The sequence below is a fragment of the Methylonatrum kenyense genome, from assembly GCF_023195885.1.
Taxonomy (GTDB): Bacteria; Pseudomonadota; Gammaproteobacteria; order Nitrococcales; family Aquisalimonadaceae; genus Methylonatrum; species Methylonatrum kenyense.
The window spans coordinates 166,005-184,725 of sequence record NZ_JALPKO010000003.1 but is presented as its reverse complement, the minus strand read 5'-3'; the positions used below and the strand labels follow the sequence as shown (position 1 = coordinate 184,725).

Below are 18,721 nucleotides of genomic sequence, written 5' to 3'. Positions count from 1 at the left end.
GAGCCTCCGGGATCGGCCGGGCTGCCGAAAGTAGTAAGATGGGTGAATGCAGGAATCAGGTCAACCGGGACACGAGGGCATGGACGAGGCCGTCAGGCGAGCGATGCGGCGATGGCCGGACGTGCCGGACGTCAGCGATCATCTGAGTCTGGACCGGCGTGGTCGCTGGCTGCTGCACGGCAGGCCGATCGAGCATCGCCGAACCATCGACTTCATCAACCGGCATTACCACGCCGGAGAGGACGGACGCTGGTGGTTCCAGAATGGTCCGCAGCGGGTCCGGGTGCAGCTCGCCTACACCCCCTGGATCTATCGCTGGAACCCCGCTGACGGGCTCGAGACCCACACCGGCCACCGGGTTGTCATGCCGAAGGCCGCCTGGCTGGACGAGGACGGCAACCTGCTGCTTGAAACCGAATACGGCATCGGACTGATCGACGACCGGGACCTGCCGGCGATCGCGGACCGGGTCCGTGCGCCGGACACCAGCCAGGTCCAGGATCCCGCGGTCAGCGGGATCCTGGACCTGCACGACCGGCAATTGACGATCCGGACAATTCACTCCGCCGAGGTACCGGAACGTTTCGGCTTCGTGCCTCAATAGCCGAAGCCCCAATGCCGCAATAGTGCGAAAAAGCAACATCGGCCGAAACATTCGCCGAGAGCTTTGTTTAACGCCCTTCGCACGCCCCTGGCCGTGTCTTTTTTTTGCAACGACTGTTGCGTAAAACCCTCGTCACGGCTGGAACTCAGAAATTAGCCGGTTATACTGGCGCAGAAGGCTCTCGACCCCGTCCCCTCCGGGGTCGTCTCTCAGGCGGTATTCACCGCTAGACCACGAACGAAAAAGATTGAGGTAGCGATCCATGATGAAGAAGACGTTGCGTTCTGCAGTCATCGCATCGACCCCTGCACTGCTTCTGGCCTCCGGGCTGGCCCATGCGGTCGAGTTCCAGGCTGGCAACACGACCTTCAGCGTGGAGGGTTATGCCAAGCTGGACATGATCTACGATTTCGACGACCGGCTGGGCCGGTTCACCTTCCATGACCAGATCGGCGCCGATTCCAGCGATTCCGGCCATTTCCGCATGCAGGCCGGCCAAAGCCGTATCGGGTTCCGCTCCCAAACCGAGACGGATCAGGGTCCCCTGGTGTTGTTCGCGAACATGGACTTCTTTGATGGGGACGCAGCGCGTACGGGCTCCAATAGCGGCGGTAATCCCCGCCTCCGGGAGGTATATGGTCAGTGGAATGGCATTACTGCCGGCCGCACCTGGACCACGTTCAACACCTTTGTCGGCACACCGGAAATCCTGGACTTCACCAATGCGGTGGGCCAGGCCGGCCTCGATCTGCAGACGCAGCTGCGTTACACGGTGAACGGCTTTTCGATCGCGCTGGAAGCGCCGGATGACCTGGTAAGCTCGTTGAACGGCAGCGCAATCGCAAATGCAGGTGGGGAGCGTTCCAGCACTTTTGGTGCCCGAAATCAGAGCCGGCTGCCTGACCTCACCGCTAACTACCACGGTCGGGCCGGCCAAGTAGACTATGCGGTTGGCGCCATGGTCCGCCAGCTGCGCGTCGGCCGGGTGGAGGATGAAGATGGCAACACCATAAGCAGCGACTCGGAGACCGGCTGGGGTCTGTTCGGGGCCGCAGCCATGGAAGTGGCGCCGGGCACCACGGTGCGCGGGATCGTTGCTGGTGGTGATGGTATCGGCAACTACCTCTACTTCCAGCCGGCACCTGCCGCCTACTACGACCCGAATCGGGAGAACATCGAGACCATCGAGGCAATCGGCGGTAGTTTCAGCATCACTCAAGAGATCGGACCGGGTCGGGCAACACTTGCCTATGCTTATGCATACGCAGACACTGACGACTTCTTCGAGGACACCCAACTGGACGGCACAGATCCCGACAATCTGTTCTTTGCCGGCAACAAGTTCCAGAGCATTTTCGTGAACTACCTCTGGGAGCCAATCGAGCGTGTGACTTACGGCATCGAGCTGGGCTGGCACCGCGTTGATCGTCCTCGCAGCTTTGGCGACGATGGAGCAATCAACCGCTCCAGCGACGATGACGCCTACCGCATCATGACCTCGCTGATCTACGACTTCTGAGCAGCGGGCAATCGCGGTACTGTACGACGGCCGGCATTCGCCGGCCGTTTTCATTTCCGGTTATGGAGCCTTCCGCATGACCTTCGCGTTCTGGTGCGTCCTGATAGCCGCCCTGATGCCCATCGTCTTTGCCGGCATCGCCAAGGCGGGCGGCGACAGCTACGACAACCGCAACCCCCGCGCCTGGCTATCACGTCAGGCGGGCTGGCGCCAGCGGGCCAACTGGGCGCAGCAGAACACCATCGAGGCCTTCCCGCCATTCGCGGCCGCCGTGATCATTGCCCACCTGGCTGCCGCGCCACAGGCTGCGATCAATGCGCTGGCCGTGAGCTTCATCGCGATCCGGATTGTGTACGGCTACTGCTACATCCAGGATCACCACCTGGCGCGCAGTCTGGTCTGGCTCGCCGGACTGGCCTGCGTCATCGCCCTGTTCGTGGTTGCCGCGCTCGCATGAGCCGCCCGCTGGAACCGGACTGGTCGGTGGTCGAGGAAAACTTCGTCCGGGCCTCGGGTCCCGGCGGTCAGCATGTCAACAAGACCGCCACTGCGGTGCAGCTACGCTATGATCTCAGGCGGGCCCGGCCACCGTTGTCACGGCCTGTGCACGAGCGCCTGCGCAAGCTCGCCGGCAGCCGCCTGAGCCGGGACGATGTGCTGATCCTGGAATGCAGCGAACACCGGAGTCAGGAACAGAATCGCCGCCAGGTCCGCGAACGACTGGTCGGCTTGCTGGCGAAGGCCGCCCAGAAGCCGAAACCGCGCATCCCGACGCGTCCGGGGCTGGGGGCAAAACGCCGGCGACTGGACGCGAAGAAAAAGCGGGCGGGCAAGAAATCACTCCGGCGACGGCCGATTGATTAACGTTCCGCTGGGGTCATTCCATCGCGACGAAACGGCCGGCACCCGAGAACCGCTGCCGCCAGTAGGGATTGCGCAATTCGGCGTAGGACACCTCGCCGCCACTGGATGGGGCATGCAGGAAGCGGCCACCGCCGGCATAGATTCCAACATGATCGACCTTGCGGCCGTTGACCCGGAAGAACACCAGGTCGCCACGGCGCAACTCCCGAACCGGGACATCGGAAGCCTTTCGCGCCTGCGCGGAGGCCGTTCGCGGCACACGGACACCATGTTGCGCATGGCTGAATGCCACCAGGCCGCTGCAATCGAAACCGCGTTCCGGCCGATCACCACCGAAGCGGTACGGCACACCGCGCTGGTTTTGCGCCGTCTGCAGGATCTGATCCGCCAGCGAGGGCGCATCGGCCGGCGGCGGCCGCGGGCGCTCCGGCTGCCGATCGGATACCGGCGCCGGCGGGCTGCTGGCGCAGCCAACCAACAGCAAAGCCAGGCAGCCAATCAAAAAACAGGTCCTGCTTCTTATTATCAGCAACATGCAACTCAGTCCTGAGAGTGCAGATTTGCTTTAGTTTCCACTGAGCTGATCTTGCTGACAAGTTATTCCTCATCGGCATCCGGCCCACCATGCGGCACGAAGACACGGTCCAGCAGATCCGGATCATCAAAATGGCGGCGACCGACAAAGGCCGTGGGATGCCGGCCAAGCTGGCGCATGGCACCGGGTGCCGGCACACCGGAGACCCAGAACAGCACCTGCTCATCACGCCGCGTGCCCGGAACCAGGCCATCGGCATCGAACAGGCTGCGCCGCTCCTGGCCGTCCCCGTACACGCTGCGCAAGCTGTCATAGTCGGCCAGCAGGTATTGCTGCGTGCCGCTGCCAGACGACTCCTGCCCGGCCACGCCGAGATAGAGCCGTCGCAGGTGATGCGAGCGGTCGCGGAGTACCACGGTCAATCTTTGCCGCTCGCCCGGAAGCCCGGGACCGGACAACACCAGCGGTGGTTCGGCGTAAGTGGCGCGAGCATGCTCCTGCAGAGCCTGGAGGGGATAGTACTGATGGTAGCAACCACAGTTATGCAGTGATTCCAGTAACAGCGGCCGGCCGTCCTCGGCCAGGGTCAGGCGCAAGATCATGCCGTCCAGGCGGCCACCGAGTATGTCCAGCGGATTCGATTTCGGTCGGGAGTTGAACCAGTAGACATAGTAGATCCGTGGCAACACCTGCCCACCGAAACGGACACTGTCCATGGCATGAAAAACCCGCGGCTGCGCGGTGTTGACGTTCGGCCTCCCCTCCCCGGTCCAGACCGGCGTGCCGATGCGGTTGTGTGCAACATCACGTTCCAGTTCGATGACCGGGGCAAACGCGGCAACAATGGCATCGCGTTCGGACTCGCCCAGCAGCAAGTCACCCAGCGCGTCCCGCGGTGCGTTGCGAACGCGCTGCGCCGCCGCCTCGGGCGTCAGGGATTCGCCCGGCCAGGCAGGCGCGTAGCGTAATGGCTGCGCTTCCGCCGGTGGCCGGGTGCTGAATTCCGCCCGTGTACCACGCTGCCAGACGGCGACGCCCGCGCGGATACCCCAGCGACTGACGGGGTACAGCCCTGCCCAGCGGTGCCAGCCAATGTAGTCATCGCGCACCGCGAGCCGGTCGCGCAGCTCGGCAAGCTCCGGATCATGCGCCAGGCTTGCCGCAGCAAGGATGGATCCGCAACGGTCGGTTTTCGACTCCAGGTCGTCTACGCCGCTAGCGGCCGCCAGGCGCGCGCGCCGCGTGGCGTCCAGGTTACCGAGTTCGAGCAGGCGCGCCCGCAGATCATGCTGCCGCAGCGCCGCGGCAAGCGACTCTCCCTCCAGACCCGGCGCCAGATGCGCGATCCGGCGAGAACTCCGGAACCAGGGATAGCCATCCACCGGGGCGCCAACCCCGTCGCGGACACCGGCATCCGAGACCGCCGCATCGATTTGCTGGAAATAGGCCTGGCAGGCCTGCACGCGCTTGTCCTGATCCGTAAACTCGGGCGCAGTAACGGTGCCGGCGCAGGCGGCCAGACCAACCAGTGCCATCGCGACCGGCAGCAGGCGCAGATTCGCGGCCGCCCGTGCCGGCACCGTATACTGCCCGGGCACGACACAACGCCCTTTGGCTGCAGACCGGCGCACCCTGCGTCAGCCCCGAATCCGGAGATCATGCATGTCCCAACTCCCCCACCTCACCGCAAGCGGCGAAGTGCATATTGTCGATGTGGGTGACAAGGCGGCCACGCGCCGCGTGGCCATCGCCGAAGGAAGCATCCTGATGCAGCCGGAAACCCTGCAGGCAATACGCGACCAGCAGATCAAGAAGGGCGATGTGCTGGCCGTGGCCCGGATTGCCGGCCTGATGGCGGCAAAGAAGACCTCGGAAATCGTACCGCTCTGTCATCCCATCGCCCTCACCCACGCCGAAGTCGTAATCACGCCGAGAACCGATGGTGCCGGTCTCGACTGCCGGGCGGAGGCAGTCACCGTGGAACGCACCGGCGTGGAAATGGAAGCCATCCATGCCGTGCAGGCCGCCCTGCTTACGGTCTACGACATGTGCAAGGCCATGGACCGGGGCATGGAGATCAGTGGAATCCGGCTGTTGCACAAGAGCGGCGGCCGCTCCGGTGAATGGAACCGTGACGCCAGCCCCCATGTTGGCTGAGACCACGAACCGCGTCGCACTGTTCGCCACCTGCCTGGTGGACCTGTACCGGCCTTCAGTCGGCCTGGCCAGTGCCGAACTGCTGGAACGTGCAGGGTTTCGCGTCGAGGTTCCGGAAACCCAGACCTGCTGCGGCCAGCCGGCCTGGAACAGCGGTGATAACCGGCGAGCGAAGATCCTCGCCCGGCAGACCATCAATGCCCTCGCCGGCTTCGACTACGTGGTGATACCGTCCGGATCCTGTGCCGGCACGCTGATTCATGATTATCCGCGGCTGTTTGCCAACGATCCGGAGGATCTCGGTGCGGCCGAGGACCTCGCGGGCCGGACCTGGGAATTGACCCGTTTTCTGGTCGAGGTCGCGGCCGTGGAAGACCTGGACGCGAGCTTCCGGCATAGCGCCTGTTATCACGACGCCTGCTCCGGACTTCGCGGGCTCGGCATCAGGCGGCAGCCCCGGCAACTGCTTGCCGCCGTGGACGGCCTGGAATTGCACGAGATCGAGGATAGCGAGGTCTGCTGTGGCTTCGGCGGCACCTTCTGCGTGAAGTATCCGGAAATCTCCACCCGCCTGGCGGACGACAAGCTGCAGGCCATTCGCAATACCGGCGCCGAGACCGTGCTGGCCGGCGACCTGGGCTGCCTGCTGCAGCTCGCCGGGCGACTGAAGCGCAACGGCGACACGATCCGCGCCTACCACGTGGCCGAGATCCTGGCCGGCATGGGCGATCAGCCGGCCATCGGCGAGGGAGGCGACTGATGCAGTCCAGGGCCCGGGAATTTCCGCTGCGGGCACGCCAGGCACTCGACGACCAATCGCTGCGCCAGGCGCTGGCCAAGGCCCAGGACGGCTTCGTCGGCAAACGGCAGACAGCCATCGACGCCTTCCCCCAGTTCGAAGCGCTGCGCGACCGCGGCACGGCCATCAAGGACCACACGCTGGCCTATCTCGACGTCTACCTGGAACAGTTCGAACGTGCCGTGCAGGATGCCGGCGGCCAGGTCCACTGGGCCGAATCGGCCGAGGATGCCCAGGATATCGTGAGCGACATCTGCCGGCAGGCCGGTGCCTCGCGGGTCACCAAGGCCAAGACCATGGCGGGCGAGGAGGTCGGCCTGAACGAGGCACTGGAAACGGCCGGGTTCGAAGCCGTGGAAACGGATCTGGGTGAATACATCATCCAGTTGGCGAAGGAGCCGCCCAGTCACATCATCGCCCCGGCGGTGCACAAGACGCGGCAGCAGATCAGCGATCTGTTCAACACCCATCACCACGGTGGCCGCCTACAGTCCGCCTTGCGCGAGGTGCCGGAACTCGTCGACGAGGCGCGGCAGCGGCTGCGTGAGAAATTCCTGACCGCCGATGTCGGCATCACCGGTGCCAACTTCCTGGTCGCCGAGAGCGGCTCGATCGCGCTGGTGACCAACGAGGGCAATGCCGACCTGACGCACACCCTGCCCCGGGTGCACATCGCGATTGCCGGCATCGAGAAACTGGTGCCGACGCTGGACGATGCGGCCTGCATGCTGCGGCTGCTGGCCCGCAGCGCCACCGGCCAGGACACCTCGACCTACACCACATTCGTGACCGGCCCGAAGCGGGCCTCCGACCCGGATGGCCCGGAAGCCTTCCACATCGTGCTGCTGGACAACGGCCGCAGCCGCATGCTCGGCAACCGCTACCGGGAGATGCTGCGCTGTATCCGTTGCGGCGCCTGCATGAACCATTGCCCGGTATACGGCGCCGTCGGCGGGCATGCCTACGGCTGGGTCTATCCTGGCCCGATGGGCTCGGTGCTGACGCCGCTGTTCACCGGCCTGGACGGCAGCCGCGACCTGCCCAACGCCTGCACCCTGAATGGTCGCTGCCAGACCGTCTGTCCGGTAAGGATCCCATTGCCGGAGCTGCTGCGTGACCTGCGTCGGCAGCAGTTCGAACGGGGCCTGGCGGCGCGGCGAACGCGCTGGGGCCTGGCCGCGTGGGGCCTCATCGCCCGCCGACCCCGGCTGTACCATCTGCTCGCGCGCCTGGGTGTGGCCGTCCTTGGACGCCTGGGCAAACGCAAGGGCGCATTTCGGCGGCTGCCGCTGGCTGCGGGCTGGACTGCAAGCCGCGACATGCCGGCGCCGCAGGGAACCACGTTCCAGCAACTGTGGAAGCAACGTCAGAAGGATGCGCAGTCATGAGCAGCGCTCGCGAACGCATCCTCGGGAAAGTCCGGCGCGGGCTGGGTGTTCCTGCATCGCGGGGACCGGCTGCTGCGCATGCGGCCCGCGAGCAGGCCTATGCCGCGGCAGCCTCGCCGCGGCAGCCATGGGACGGCGATTCCGTGGACCGCTTCTGCCAGCGTTTCGAGGCCTGGGCCGGGACCTGGCAGAGAGTCCCGGATGCCAGCGCCATTCCGGCCGCGGTCCAGCCCTTGCTGGCCGAGGGCGATGCGCTGGCCGTCGCAGCGCATCCGTTACTGCAGCAACTGGACTGGCCGCAGGACCTGGCGCGGGAGCACCGGCACCCGGCGGACTGCCAGCTTGCGGTTTCGGTCGCCGATGCGGCGATCGCCGAAACCGGCACGCTGGTGCTGTGCTCCGGACCGCAGTCCCCAACCACACTGGAACTGCTGCCGGAGACACACGTGGTTGTCCTGCGGACCGAAACCATCCTGCCGGACATGGAGGCAGTCTGGCGGCACTTGCAACCGGACCCCGCCTTTCCGGCGCGTTCGATCAACGCGATCTCCGGGCCATCACGTACCGCCGATGTGGAACAGACCATCCAGCTCGGCGCGCATGGACCCCGGCGGCTGCATGTCCTGTTGCTGGCACCCGATCCGGCACCCTGAACTGCCCCTGCTGGCCGGGACCCGGTCAGTTCACGACTCAGCCGCCAAGCCGGCGTGACAGCGCCCGCCCCGCCTCCAGCACGCGAGGAATCCAGGTATCCCGGTAGCGCGAGCTGGGCGACGCCAGTACCACGGCCGCCAACAGGCGCTTGCCCGGACCGCGCACCGGCACGGCAATGGCCGTCACCCCTGCCTCGCGCTCCTCGCTGTCCAGCGCATAGCCGGTTCGCCTGGCCCGTTCCAGCTCCCGGTAGAGGCGGGGTACGTCACGAATTGCCTGTGTTGTGCCGCCTGCCAGGCCGGTACGCTCGGCATACTCGGCACAGGCCTCGAAGCCACCATCGGCCAGGTAGAGTTTGCCGGCGGCGCTCAGATGCAGCGCCTCGCGCTCGCCGGGCGCACACTCCACGCGGAGTTGCAGGCGGCCGGGGGATCGTTCCAGACAAACGACTTCATCACCCTCGCGCAGCATCAGGCTAACGGTCTCGCCCAGGCGATCACGCAAATGCTGCATCACGACCAGGGCCTCCAGCCGCAGATCAAGCCGGCCATGCATGCGTGACGCCAGGGCCAGCACCCGGCTGCCGAGCGCGTAATGGCCGGCCGCCTGACGATCCACGTAGCCGAGCTCCGTCAGGCTGGCCAGAATCCGGTGGACCGTGGAGCGGTGCAGGCCGCTGGTTGCAGCCAGTTCGCCGAGCGACCATGGCCCATCACGTTCCGCCAGCAGGCCCAGCAGGCGATCCGCCCGCTGCAGCACCTGGATCGCATTGCGTTCACTGCCGGATCCATCAGTCATGGACAAGAGCCAGCCGGGTTCTTGCGAGCCCTAGGGAGCCTCGGGCCGCATGGTCGGGAACAGCAGCACATCGCGGATCGAGGCCTGGTCGGTGAACAGCATCACCAGGCGATCAATGCCGATGCCCTCCCCCGCGGTCGGCGGCAGGCCGTACTCCAGCGCGCGGATGTAGTCCGCATCGTAGTGCATCGCCTCCTTGTCGCCGGCATCCTTGCTTGCGGCCTGCTGGCGGAAGCGCTCGGCCTGATCCTCGGCGTCGTTCAGCTCGGAAAAGCCGTTGGCAATCTCGCGGCCGGCGACGAATAGCTCGAAGCGATCGGTCACCGTGGGATCATGGTCACAGGGACGGGCCAGCGGCGAGACCTCCAGCGGATATTCGGTAATGAAGGTCGGCGAGCGCAACTGGTCCTCGGCGGTCTCCTCGAACAGGGCCACCTGGATGGCGCCGAGACCGTCGCTGTCCTTGAACGGCACCTTCAGCGACTGGGCGGTGGCCCGTGCCGCCTCCAGCGTGTCAATGTGTTCCGGCGTCAGGCCGTCGTTGTATTCCAGGATGGCCTCGCGGACGGTCAACCGCCGGAACCGCGGACCGAAGTCCAGCGTTTCGCCCTGGTAGCTGATCGTCGTCCCACCACAGGTCGCCCCTGCCAGCCCACGCAGCAGTTCCTCGGTCAGGTCCATCAGGTCATGGTAATCGGCATAGGCCTGATAAAACTCAAGCATCGTGAATTCCGGGTTGTGCCGGGTCGACACACCCTCGTTGCGGAAATTGCGGTTGATCTCGTAGACGCGGTCGAAACCGCCGACCACCAGCCGCTTGAGATAGAGTTCCGGCGCGACCCGCAGGTACAGCGGCATGTCCAGCGCGTTGTGATGCGTGACGAAGGGCCGTGCCGTGGCACCGCCCGGGATCACCTGCATCATCGGCGTTTCCACCTCCAGGAAACGCCGCTCGTTGAGGAAATCTCGGATCTGCTGGATCAAGCGGCTGCGGACCACGAACACGTCCCGCACTTCCGGGTTGACGATCAGGTCCACGTAGCGCTGCCGGTATCGCACCTCCTGGTCGCTGAGACCATGGTACTTCTCGGGCAACGGCCGCAGGGACTTGGTCAGCAGCTGCACCGAGTCGCAACGCACCGACAGCTCTCCCTTGCGGGTGCGGAAAAGCACGCCTTCGGCGCCGACGATATCGCCCACGTCCCAGGTCTTGAACGCCGGATACTGCCCTTCGGGCAGTTCGTCGCGGGCGAGAAACAACTGGATACGACCACTCATGTCCTGGATGCTGGTGAAACTGGCCTTGCCCATGACCCGCTTGGCCAGCATCCGGCCGGCGACCCGGACCCGGACGTCGGCCGTCTCCAGTTGATCGATGTCGTACTCGGCGAAGGTCTTTTGCAGATCCTCGGCAAAGGCATCGCGACGGAAGCCGTTCGGGAACGGGTTGCCGGCTTCACGCAGCGCGGCGAGTTTCTCCCGGCGTTGCGCGATCAGCTTGTTGTCGTCGGTATCCTGCGGCGTATTGCTCATGCGGTTTCCACGGGTTCAGGGTGATGCGGTGACAGGCCCGCAAGACGGGTGAATCGATCGGCCCTCTACAGCCCGGCTTTCAGGCTGGCCTCGATGAAACGGTCCAGATCGCCGTCCAGCACCGCCTGGGTATTGCCCACCTCGACGGCGGTGCGCAGATCCTTGATCCGCGACTGGTCCAGCACATAGGAACGGATCTGGCTGCCCCAGCCGATATCGGATTTCGAATCCTCCACCGCTTCGGCGGTCTCCCGCCGCTTCAGCATCTCCAGCTCGTAGAGCTTGGCGCGCAGCTGGTTCATCGCGGTGGCCTTGTTCTTGTGCTGCGAGCGGTCATTCTGGCACTGCACGACGGTGCCGGTGGGCTCGTGGGTGATGCGTACCGCGGACTCGGTCCGGTTGACGTGCTGCCCGCCGGCGCCGCTGGCGCGGTAGACATCGATGCGCAGATCCGCCGGATTGATCTCCACGTCCACCGAGTCGTCGATCTCCGGTGACACGAACACGGCGGCGAAAGAGGTATGCCGGCGATTACCGGAATCGAACGGTGACTTCCGCACCAGCCGGTGCACGCCGGTCTCCGTGCGCAGCCAGCCAAAGGCGTGATCGCCCTCGAAGCGGATGGTGGCACTCTTGATACCGGCCACCTCGCCGGCGGAGACCTCGATCAATTCGGTGTTGAAGCCGCGCCGCTCGCCCCAGCGCAGATACATGCGCAGCAGCATTTCGGCCCAGTCCTGGGCCTCGGTGCCGCCGGACCCGGCCTGGATATCGACGAAACAGTTGGCGCTGTCCATCTCGCCGGCGAACATGCGCCGGAACTCGAGGCTCTCCACCTGGCGCTGGGCGGCGGCGAGGTCCGATTCGATGGATGCCAGGGTCTCGGCATCGTCTTCCTCGGCAGCCATCTCCACCAGTTCGGCGACGCCGTCCAGGTTGGCGGACAGCGTGTCCAGCATCGACACCGTGTCCTCCAGCGAGGAACGCTCCCGGTTCAGCGCCTGCGCCTTCTCCGGCTCGTTCCAGACATCGGGGTCTTCGAGGGTCCGCAGCACTTCCTCCAGGCGTTCCTTCTTGGCCGGATAGTCAAAGATACCCCCTCAGCGCATCGACACGCTCGCGGAGGTCAGCGGAAAGGTTCAGCAGGGCGTTGATTTCCGTCATGTTCGGCAGTTGATCCCAGATCCCGGAAAAGCGGGCATGGTACAGCAGTGGGACTGCCTTCGGCCATGGAAGGAAGTCCGGTAGGGAAACCCTGAATTTATTCCCGCGTCTGCGCCCGAGACCAGTATTGGTCATCTGGCAAGGCGCGGTGCCGGTTCGGTAGCCCACTAACCAGGGCAACCTGTTTCTGGCCAGATGCGTAGGGCGGGTCAAGCGTAGCGGACCCGCGCGGTGTGGTGTTTTAGCGGGACAAAAAAGGTTTTCGGACAAGGAAGGTGGTCGGACTAAACAAAACCGGGGTGGCCGTGGTAGTCACCACGAGCGCGTTGCCACGATCATGACGGGTCACACCGCGTGCATTCGCTGCGCTTAATGCGCCCTACGCGTCGTGTTCATCGCGCCTTGCCTCGGAAAAAATGCGGACTCCAACGCAGAAGTGCGAATAAATCAGGGTTTCCCTACCGGACTTCCTTCCACTGGGCCTGCAGCCGTTTTTCGGAAACCGGCACGGCAGTGCCCACCGGCTGGGCGAATAGCGAGATGCGGAATTCTTCCAGCATGCGGCGGTAGTCCAGCAGCGCGGGGTCATCGATACCTTCCCGGGCGTGCCGCTCGGCGCGCTGACGGTACTGTTCCCAGTAGGGACGGATCTCGCGGGTGCGTTGACTGTCGCGCCGGGGGTCCGCGGCCAGCTTGTCGAGCCGGTACTGCAGCCCTTCCAGGTAGCGCGGCAGGCCGTCCAGCAGCAGCAGCGGCTGCGATTCCATGAAACCGGGATAGACTAGGCTCTGCAGGTGTTCGGCGATATCGCGGTAGCTCTCCATGCCGTCCAGGCCGCGCGGCTTCTTCAGCGCCTTCTGGATTGTCTGATAGCGCTGCAGCACGCGGGCGATGGCGGCCGCCAGCCGCTCGCCCTCCTCCACCAGACGGCCACGCCCCTGGTCCAATCGCTTGCGAAACTGCGCTTCGTCCCGCGGCAGGCCGTCGCGCAGAAACACGCGATCGAAAACCGCGGCCACCAGGTCACGGGCAAGCTGGTCGCTGCTGCCCAGGCCCCGGTATAGCAATTCCATATTGTTCGCTGCCGGCAGCTTCTGCCGCAGATACCTGGCCTGGTCGGCCAATTGCAGTAGGTACAGGCGGCGAATGCCCGCATGGCTGGCACGGGCGGCCTTGTCCGGCGAATCCAGCACCTGCAGCGCGACGCTCTGGCCCTGATCGACCACCGCCGGATAGGCCTGCAGGCGGATGCCCTGCTGTTCCAGCACCAGGTTCTCGGGCAGTTCGCCGAAATCCCAGCGCCGTATGCCGCTGCGCTCCCAGGCCGCAGTCTCGGACGGCGGCATCGCGAAGCCCCGATCCGCCTTGCCGGCCAGTTGTCGTTGCAGGTCGCGCAGATCACGGCCGCGAGCGATCAGCTCGCCGTCGGCATCGACCACCCGGAAATTCATCCGGTAATGCGGATCCAGGTTCAGGTCGTCCCACTGCTCCGGCGGCACGTCGACACCCGTCATGCGTCGCAGCTCCCGCCGCACGCCGTCGAGCAGAGAGCCCTGGCCGCGTGGCAGGGCATCCTGCACCGCGCGGGCAAAATCCGGCGCCGGCACGAAATTGCGCCGCAGCGACTTGGGCAGACCGCGGATCAGTGCCGTGATCTTCTCCTCCAGCAGTCCCGGGACCAGCCACTCGAAGGGCTCGGGGTCGAGCTGGTTCAATGCCGCGATCGGTACGCGCAGGCTGACGCCGTCATCCGGATGACCGGGTTCGAAGTAGTATTCCAGTGGCAGTCGCAGCGCGCCCAGTTCGAACTGGTCGGGGAAGCGGCGGCCGGTGACGGAATCCGCCTCATGTCGCATCAGCTCCGTCTGCTCCATGAACAACAGGCGCGGGCTGTCCTTTTCGGCCTTGCGGCGCCAGGCCTCGAAGCTCTTCAGGTCAACCACATGCTCCGGCACCCGTTGGGCGTAAAAGGCATGCAGCACATCCACATCGACCAGCACGTCACGCCGCCGGGACTTGTCCTCCAGTTCCCGAATCCGCGCGATCAAATCCCGGTTATGGGCCAGAAAACGGCCCTTCGACGGCACCCGGTCCTCGGCCAGGCCCTGGCGCAAAAACACCTCACGGGCCTCCGCGGGCTGGATCGGGCCATAGTTGACCGGCCGCCGGGCGCGCAGCACCAGGCCGTAGAGGGTTACGGTTTCATAGGCCCGGACCTGACCGCGCTGTTCATCCCAGTGCGGGTCGGAGAAGCTGCGTGACACCAGATGGGAGGCCGCATCCGCCACCTCCACCGGATTGACCTCGGCAACGGTTCGCGCAAAGACCCGGCTGGTCTCCACCAGCTCGGCGGCCATGATCCAGCGCGGCCGGCGCTTGGCGACACCGGAACCGGGAAACAGGTGCAGTTTCAGGTTGCGTGCGCCGGTGTAGTCCCCGTCCTCATTGCGGGTCGCGATACTGGCCAGCATGCCGCTGAGCAGCGCCCGATGGACGGCCTGTTCGTCAGCCGGCGAGGTGTTCAGTTGCAAGCCCATGCCCTGCATCAACTCGCGCAACTGGCGGTAGACATCGCCCCAGTCGCGCAGCCGGACAAAGGACAGGAAATGCTCCCGCGCCCAGGCCCGGCGTCGGCTGTTGGACAGTTCCTCGCGCGCGGTATGCCAGTCGTTCCAGAGCTGCAGGAAGGCAAGAAAATCGGAACGCTTGTCGCGCCAGCGGGCATGCGCCTGGTCGGCCGCCTGCTGTGCCTCCAACGGCCGTTCCCGCGGATCCTGGATGGTCAGTGCGGCACAGATGACCAGCAGTTCCCGCAAGGCACCGCGCTCGGCGCCGGCCAGCAGCATGCGGCCGATGGCCGGATCCACCGGCAGCCGGGCAAGCCGCTCCCCGAGCCGGGTCAGGCGGCGCCGGTCATCCACCGCCTGCAATTCGAACAGCAGCTTGTAGCCGTCGTTGATATAGCGCGGGTCCGGTGGCTCGACAAACGGAAAATGCTCCACCGCACCCAGTTTCAGGTGCTCCATCTGCAGGATCACCGAGGCCAGGTTGGTGCGCGCGATCTCCGGATCGGTAAACGCCGGGCGGCCGAGGAAATCCTCCTCCGAATACAGTCGGATGCAGATGCCTGGGGCGACGCGGCCACAACGTCCGGCCCGCTGGTTGGCCGAGGCTTGTGACACGGGTTCGATCGGCAGCCGCTGGACCTTGGTGCGAACGCTGTAGCGGCTGATCCGGGCGGTGCCGGTATCCACCACGTAGCGGATTCCCGGCACCGTCACAGAGGTTTCGGCCACATTGGTCGAGAGCACGACACGGCGACCGGAGTGTTGGGCGAATATGCGCTGCTGCTCGGCCGCGGACAGCCGTGCATACAGGGGCAGGATCTCAGCGTGCCGCAGTTGCCGTCGGCGCAGCGCCTCGGCCGCCTCGCGGATCTCGCGCTCGCCGCTGAGGAAGACCAGGATGTCGCCCGGGCCCTCCCGGCTCAGTTCCTCCACCGCGCGCACGATCCCTTCCCGCTGATTCAGGTCGCGACTGTCATCGTCCTCCGAAACCAGTGGCCGGTAGCGGACCTCCACCGGGTAGGTGCGGCCCGAGACCTCGATCACCGGGGCATCGTCGAAATGGCGGGCGAAGCGGTCCGGATCGATGGTCGCCGAGGTGATGATGACCTTCAGGTCCGGCCGTCGCGGCAGCAACCGCTTCAGGTAACCGAGCAGGAAATCGATGTTGAGGCTGCGCTCATGGGCCTCGTCGATGATGATCGTGTCGTAGGCCGCGAGCTCCCGGTCACCCTGCATTTCCGCCAGCAGCATGCCATCGGTCAGCAGCTTGACGTGGGTGTTGTCACTGACCTGATCGGTAAACCGGACCTTGTAGCCCACGGCCTGCCCGACTTCGGCGCCCAGCTCATCGGCTACCCGGTTCGCGAGTGTCCGGGCAGCCAGCCGGCGTGGCTGGGTATGGGCGATCATGCCGTCGACCCCACGACCAAGATCGAGGCAGATCTTCGGCAACTGGGTGCTCTTGCCGGAACCGGTCTCGCCGCAGACAACCACCACCTGGTGCCGCCGGATCAGTTCGGCGATGTCGGCGCGGCGTTCGTTGACCGGCAGGTCCTGGCCGAAGTCCGGCACCGGCAGCGATGCGGCCCGCTGCCGCCGGCGCTCGGCGGCACGCTGCACATCGCGCGCCAGGGCCTTCAGGCCCCGGTCGGCGGGCTTTTTCTGATTGACTCGCCGCAACAAGCCCCGCAGCCGTCGCTGAAAACCGGACCGCAGGACCGGTGGGCAGGCAGGGATCAGGGCTTCCAGGTCCTTCGGTGTGGGCAGCGTATCGGGATCGGTGCCGGCGGATGCCATGGACGCGTCGCGCGGGCTCAGCCGTCGGCCTGGCGCAGGCGACGCTGGCCGTCGCGATTGGGATATTTCCGGTTCGGCAGTTGCAGGGCTTCGATGTCCCAGTTCGTCTCGGTGCACGACAGAATCAGACAGGACGGCCCACCGTTGGTTCGGGTCCGGCCCGCCGCACCCGGGTTCAGTACCCAGGGGCGGTCGTCGCAGTCCATGGCCAGTTGATGGCTGTGACCACAGACCACGGCCCGAGCCTCGGGAAACTGCCTCCGCAGGAAGCGATGGCGCTCGGCCAGGGACCGGTGATCATCCCCATGCAGGACCACCAGTGTGCCACCCGGTAAGTCCAGGGTGGCCTGGGCCGGCAGGTTCTCGAGCAAATTGGTTTCCGAATCGGACCAGCGCTGCGGCGTATCGTTATTGCCGCGCACTGCCACCACCTGCTGTCGCGGATTCAGCGCGCAGAGCACGTCGGCACCACCGACATCACCCGCGTGCACCGCGTAGTCACAATCGGCCACGCGCTTGGCAATACGCGGATCAAGAAAGCCATGTGTGTCCGCGATGATCGCAACACGGACGGTACTGCCATGATTTTTCATAACCTTTGCCTGACTGCCGGCGCCCGCTCAGGCGGTCGCGGCGAACCCCTGGTCGATGGCCCGGCGCAGCGCCACGTAATCACGGGTTACCGGATACTGCGGGAACTCGTCGATCACGCGCTGCGGCGGACAGAACAGAATGCCCTTGTCCGCCTCGGCCAGCATGCGGGTGTCGTTGTAGGAATCGCCTGCAGCCACCGTACGGAAGTTAAGCCCCCGAAATGCAGTGACCGCCGCGCGCTTGTGGTCCTGCATCCGCAGGTGGTAGTCGGTAATCCGGCCATCATCCGCGACGCCCAGCCGATGGCAGAACAGCGTCGGCCAGGCGAGTTGCTGCATCAGCGGACGCGCAAACTCGTAGAAGGTGTCGGAGAGGATCACGAGCTGGTAGCGCTCCCGCAGCGAGGCGACGAATTCCGGTGCGCCGGATAGCGGCCGCAACTTGGCAATCACCTGCTCGATATCCGGCAGACCCAGCCCCTCGCGTTGCAGGATATCCAGCCGCATGCGCATGAGTTCGTCGTAATCCGGTACATCCCGCGTCGTGGCTCGCAGTTCCTTGATACCGGTGAGATCCGCGAAATTGACCCAGATTTCAGGGACGAGAACGCCTTCCAGATCGAGGCAAACAATCTCCACGGAAACCTCGCAGTGGCTTGAAGTGCGGAAACGAGAGCGGTGCTGGCAGGATCAATGGCGCCGTCTTCTGCGGCGTACCGGCTGCCTGCAGCCGCGCGACGGGCGCCAAAGGTAGACCGTTTGGCTGGCTGAGGCAAGCTCGCGCGGACCTGGGTTCAGCCCGATTCGTTGGCAACGCCGTGGGGCACGTGACCGGTGGCGACATGCGGCGTTGCCGACTCGCAATGACCCTGTTGGTCATCGAAGAAGATATCCGCGGCGAAGGCCTTGAGAAATGCCGCCTTGCTCAGCCCACCCAGGAACAGCGCCTCGTCGATGCGGATATCCCAGTCGCGCAGCGTGCGGATCACCCGTTCATGGGCCGGGGCACTGCGGGCGGTGACCAGTGCCGTGCGGATCGGACAGGCCTCGCCGGGGTGCTGCTTCTGCAGCGCATGCAGTGCGGCGAGGAAACTCTTGAACGGCCCCCCCGGCAGTGGGTCCCGGGCCTGGGCCCGCTCGCTGGCGGAAAAGCCCTCGAGGCCTTCACTGCGGAAGACCCGTTCGGCACTGTCCGAAAACAGCACCGCGTCGCCATCGAAGGCGATGCGCAGTTGACCGCTGTCGCCGTCCCGGACCCCGTCACCCGTCTGACCCACCGCCGGCAGGATAGTCGCCGCAGCGTAACCGAGGCTCAGCGCCTGGACCACATCACTGGGGTCCGCGGACAGGAACAAATGCGCGCCGAATGCCGGCACATAACGCCACGGCCGCTCGCCGTTGGTGAACGCCGCGCGGGTGATATCAAGGCCGTAGTGCTCGATGGAATTGAACACCCGCAGTCCGGTGTCGGCGCTGTTGCGGGATAACAGAATCACCTCGACCCCGGTGCCACCGGCATCGTTATTCAGGGCCAGCAGCTTCTGCACCAGCGGGAACGCGACACCCGGCGCCAGGATCTCGTCCTCGTGTTCGATCTGGAAGCGGCAATAGGCGTCAACGCCCTGCTCCATGAACAGACGATGACTGTCATCCATATCAAAGAGCGCACGCGAGGAGATCGCAACGACAAGTTTATTGTCAAACTTTACCGGCATGCGTTTAGTTTACGCGGACAATCCGGGCAGAGGG

The 18,721-nt window shown here is 65.3% G+C and carries 17 protein-coding genes; 8 read left to right on the top strand and 9 right to left on the bottom strand.

What is annotated here, in order from left to right:
* Window positions 1-46 precede the first annotated feature (46 nt).
* From M0534_RS05015 to arfB, 4 genes are all read left to right on the top strand, one after another.
* Window positions 47-604, top strand: a complete 558-nt coding sequence (locus tag M0534_RS05015) for a DUF2946 family protein (RefSeq protein ID WP_248567316.1) — start codon at window positions 47-49, stop codon at window positions 602-604.
* 262 nt (window positions 605-866) lie between these two features.
* Window positions 867-2,123, top strand: coding sequence for a DcaP family trimeric outer membrane transporter (locus M0534_RS05010; RefSeq protein WP_248567315.1), 1,257 nt, complete (start codon window positions 867-869; stop codon window positions 2,121-2,123).
* 76 nt (window positions 2,124-2,199) lie between these two features.
* The gene (locus M0534_RS05005) at window positions 2,200-2,580 is read left to right on the top strand and encodes an MAPEG family protein (RefSeq protein ID WP_248567314.1); all 381 of its coding nucleotides are present in this window, start codon (window positions 2,200-2,202) and stop codon (window positions 2,578-2,580) included.
* Complete coding sequence (arfB, locus tag M0534_RS05000; protein ID WP_248567313.1) at window positions 2,577-2,987, top strand: alternative ribosome rescue aminoacyl-tRNA hydrolase ArfB; 411 nt, start codon at window positions 2,577-2,579, stop codon at window positions 2,985-2,987. Before M0534_RS05005 ends, arfB begins: the two co-directional genes overlap by 4 nt.
* Before the next feature lie 13 nt (window positions 2,988-3,000).
* Here arfB and M0534_RS04995 read toward each other — a convergent pair whose 3' ends face one another.
* Window positions 3,001-3,522, bottom strand: a complete 522-nt coding sequence (locus M0534_RS04995; protein WP_248567312.1) for a C40 family peptidase — start codon at window positions 3,520-3,522, stop codon at window positions 3,001-3,003.
* A 62-nt stretch (window positions 3,523-3,584) separates the two neighbouring features.
* Window positions 3,585-5,120, bottom strand: coding sequence for a hypothetical protein (locus M0534_RS04990; protein WP_248567311.1), 1,536 nt, complete (start codon window positions 5,118-5,120; stop codon window positions 3,585-3,587).
* 64 nt (window positions 5,121-5,184) lie between these two features.
* Here M0534_RS04990 and moaC point away from each other — a divergent pair, with 64 nt between their 5' ends.
* From moaC to M0534_RS04970, 4 genes are read left to right on the top strand one after another with little or no spacing between them, the layout of a single operon-like run.
* Window positions 5,185-5,679, top strand: a complete 495-nt coding sequence (gene moaC / locus M0534_RS04985; protein ID WP_248567310.1) for a cyclic pyranopterin monophosphate synthase MoaC — start codon at window positions 5,185-5,187, stop codon at window positions 5,677-5,679.
* Window positions 5,669-6,439, top strand: a complete 771-nt coding sequence (locus M0534_RS04980; RefSeq protein WP_248567309.1) for a (Fe-S)-binding protein — start codon at window positions 5,669-5,671, stop codon at window positions 6,437-6,439. Before moaC ends, M0534_RS04980 begins: the two co-directional genes overlap by 11 nt.
* On the top strand, window positions 6,439-7,866 hold the full coding sequence (locus tag M0534_RS04975) for a LutB/LldF family L-lactate oxidation iron-sulfur protein (RefSeq protein WP_248567308.1): 1,428 nt from the start codon (window positions 6,439-6,441) through the stop codon (window positions 7,864-7,866). The genes M0534_RS04980 and M0534_RS04975 overlap by 1 nt, the downstream gene beginning before the upstream one ends.
* Window positions 7,863-8,519: a LutC/YkgG family protein gene (locus M0534_RS04970; RefSeq protein ID WP_248567307.1), complete on the top strand. Its 657-nt coding sequence runs from the start codon at window positions 7,863-7,865 to the stop codon at window positions 8,517-8,519. Before M0534_RS04975 ends, M0534_RS04970 begins: the two co-directional genes overlap by 4 nt.
* Window positions 8,520-8,556: 37 nt before the next feature.
* Here M0534_RS04970 and M0534_RS04965 read toward each other — a convergent pair whose 3' ends face one another.
* The 7 genes from M0534_RS04965 to M0534_RS04935 all read right to left on the bottom strand — a co-directional run bounded on the left by M0534_RS04965 (window position 8,557) and on the right by M0534_RS04935 (window position 18,687).
* Window positions 8,557-9,318: an IclR family transcriptional regulator gene (locus M0534_RS04965; RefSeq protein WP_248567306.1), complete on the bottom strand. Its 762-nt coding sequence runs from the start codon at window positions 9,316-9,318 to the stop codon at window positions 8,557-8,559.
* Between the two features lie 30 nt (window positions 9,319-9,348).
* Window positions 9,349-10,851, bottom strand: coding sequence for a lysine--tRNA ligase (gene lysS, locus M0534_RS04960; RefSeq protein ID WP_248567305.1), 1,503 nt, complete (start codon window positions 10,849-10,851; stop codon window positions 9,349-9,351).
* 65 nt (window positions 10,852-10,916) lie between these two features.
* Window positions 10,917-12,015, bottom strand: a protein-coding gene (gene prfB, locus M0534_RS04955; RefSeq protein WP_248567304.1) for a peptide chain release factor 2 whose coding sequence is annotated in 2 segments (ribosomal slippage) — window positions 10,917-11,939 and window positions 11,941-12,015 — 1,098 coding nt in all. Because the reading frame shifts where the segments join, the coding sequence is not laid out codon by codon here.
* Window positions 12,016-12,473: 458 nt separating this feature from the next.
* The gene (gene hrpA / locus M0534_RS04950; RefSeq protein ID WP_248567303.1) at window positions 12,474-16,379 is read right to left on the bottom strand and encodes an ATP-dependent RNA helicase HrpA; all 3,906 of its coding nucleotides are present in this window, start codon (window positions 16,377-16,379) and stop codon (window positions 12,474-12,476) included.
* A 17-nt stretch (window positions 16,380-16,396) separates the two neighbouring features.
* Complete coding sequence (locus M0534_RS04945; protein ID WP_248567302.1) at window positions 16,397-16,972, bottom strand: metallophosphoesterase family protein; 576 nt, start codon at window positions 16,970-16,972, stop codon at window positions 16,397-16,399.
* A gap of 27 nt (window positions 16,973-16,999) precedes the next feature.
* The gene (gene thrH / locus M0534_RS04940) at window positions 17,000-17,611 is read right to left on the bottom strand and encodes a bifunctional phosphoserine phosphatase/homoserine phosphotransferase ThrH (protein WP_248567301.1); all 612 of its coding nucleotides are present in this window, start codon (window positions 17,609-17,611) and stop codon (window positions 17,000-17,002) included.
* Window positions 17,612-17,766: 155 nt separating this feature from the next.
* Window positions 17,767-18,687 (bottom strand): 5'-nucleotidase, encoded by a 921-nt coding sequence (locus M0534_RS04935; RefSeq protein ID WP_248567300.1) that lies wholly within the window; start codon window positions 18,685-18,687, stop codon window positions 17,767-17,769.
* Between the last annotated feature and the right edge of the window lie 34 nt (window positions 18,688-18,721).

Bases quoted from the DNA above. Each gene is read 5' to 3' on its own strand.
- lysS (WP_248567305.1), bottom strand. From the start codon at position 10,851: ATGAGCAATACGCCGCAGGATACCGACGACAACAAGCTGATCGCGCAA.
- hrpA (WP_248567303.1), bottom strand. From the start codon at position 16,379: ATGGCATCCGCCGGCACCGATCCCGATACGCTGCCCACACCGAAGGAC.
- M0534_RS04980 (WP_248567309.1), top strand. From the start codon at position 5,669: ATGTTGGCTGAGACCACGAACCGCGTCGCACTGTTCGCCACCTGCCTG.
- M0534_RS05010 (WP_248567315.1), top strand. From the start codon at position 867: ATGATGAAGAAGACGTTGCGTTCTGCAGTCATCGCATCGACCCCTGCA.
- M0534_RS05005 (WP_248567314.1), top strand. From the start codon at position 2,200: ATGACCTTCGCGTTCTGGTGCGTCCTGATAGCCGCCCTGATGCCCATC.
- M0534_RS04965 (WP_248567306.1), bottom strand. From the start codon at position 9,318: ATGACTGATGGATCCGGCAGTGAACGCAATGCGATCCAGGTGCTGCAG.
- M0534_RS04945 (WP_248567302.1), bottom strand. From the start codon at position 16,972: ATGAAAAATCATGGCAGTACCGTCCGTGTTGCGATCATCGCGGACACA.
- M0534_RS04975 (WP_248567308.1), top strand. From the start codon at position 6,439: ATGCAGTCCAGGGCCCGGGAATTTCCGCTGCGGGCACGCCAGGCACTC.
- M0534_RS04935 (WP_248567300.1), bottom strand. From the start codon at position 18,687: ATGCCGGTAAAGTTTGACAATAAACTTGTCGTTGCGATCTCCTCGCGT.
- moaC (WP_248567310.1), top strand. From the start codon at position 5,185: ATGTCCCAACTCCCCCACCTCACCGCAAGCGGCGAAGTGCATATTGTC.
- M0534_RS05015 (WP_248567316.1), top strand. From the start codon at position 47: ATGCAGGAATCAGGTCAACCGGGACACGAGGGCATGGACGAGGCCGTC.
- M0534_RS04995 (WP_248567312.1), bottom strand. From the start codon at position 3,522: ATGTTGCTGATAATAAGAAGCAGGACCTGTTTTTTGATTGGCTGCCTG.
- arfB (WP_248567313.1), top strand. From the start codon at position 2,577: ATGAGCCGCCCGCTGGAACCGGACTGGTCGGTGGTCGAGGAAAACTTC.
- M0534_RS04970 (WP_248567307.1), top strand. From the start codon at position 7,863: ATGAGCAGCGCTCGCGAACGCATCCTCGGGAAAGTCCGGCGCGGGCTG.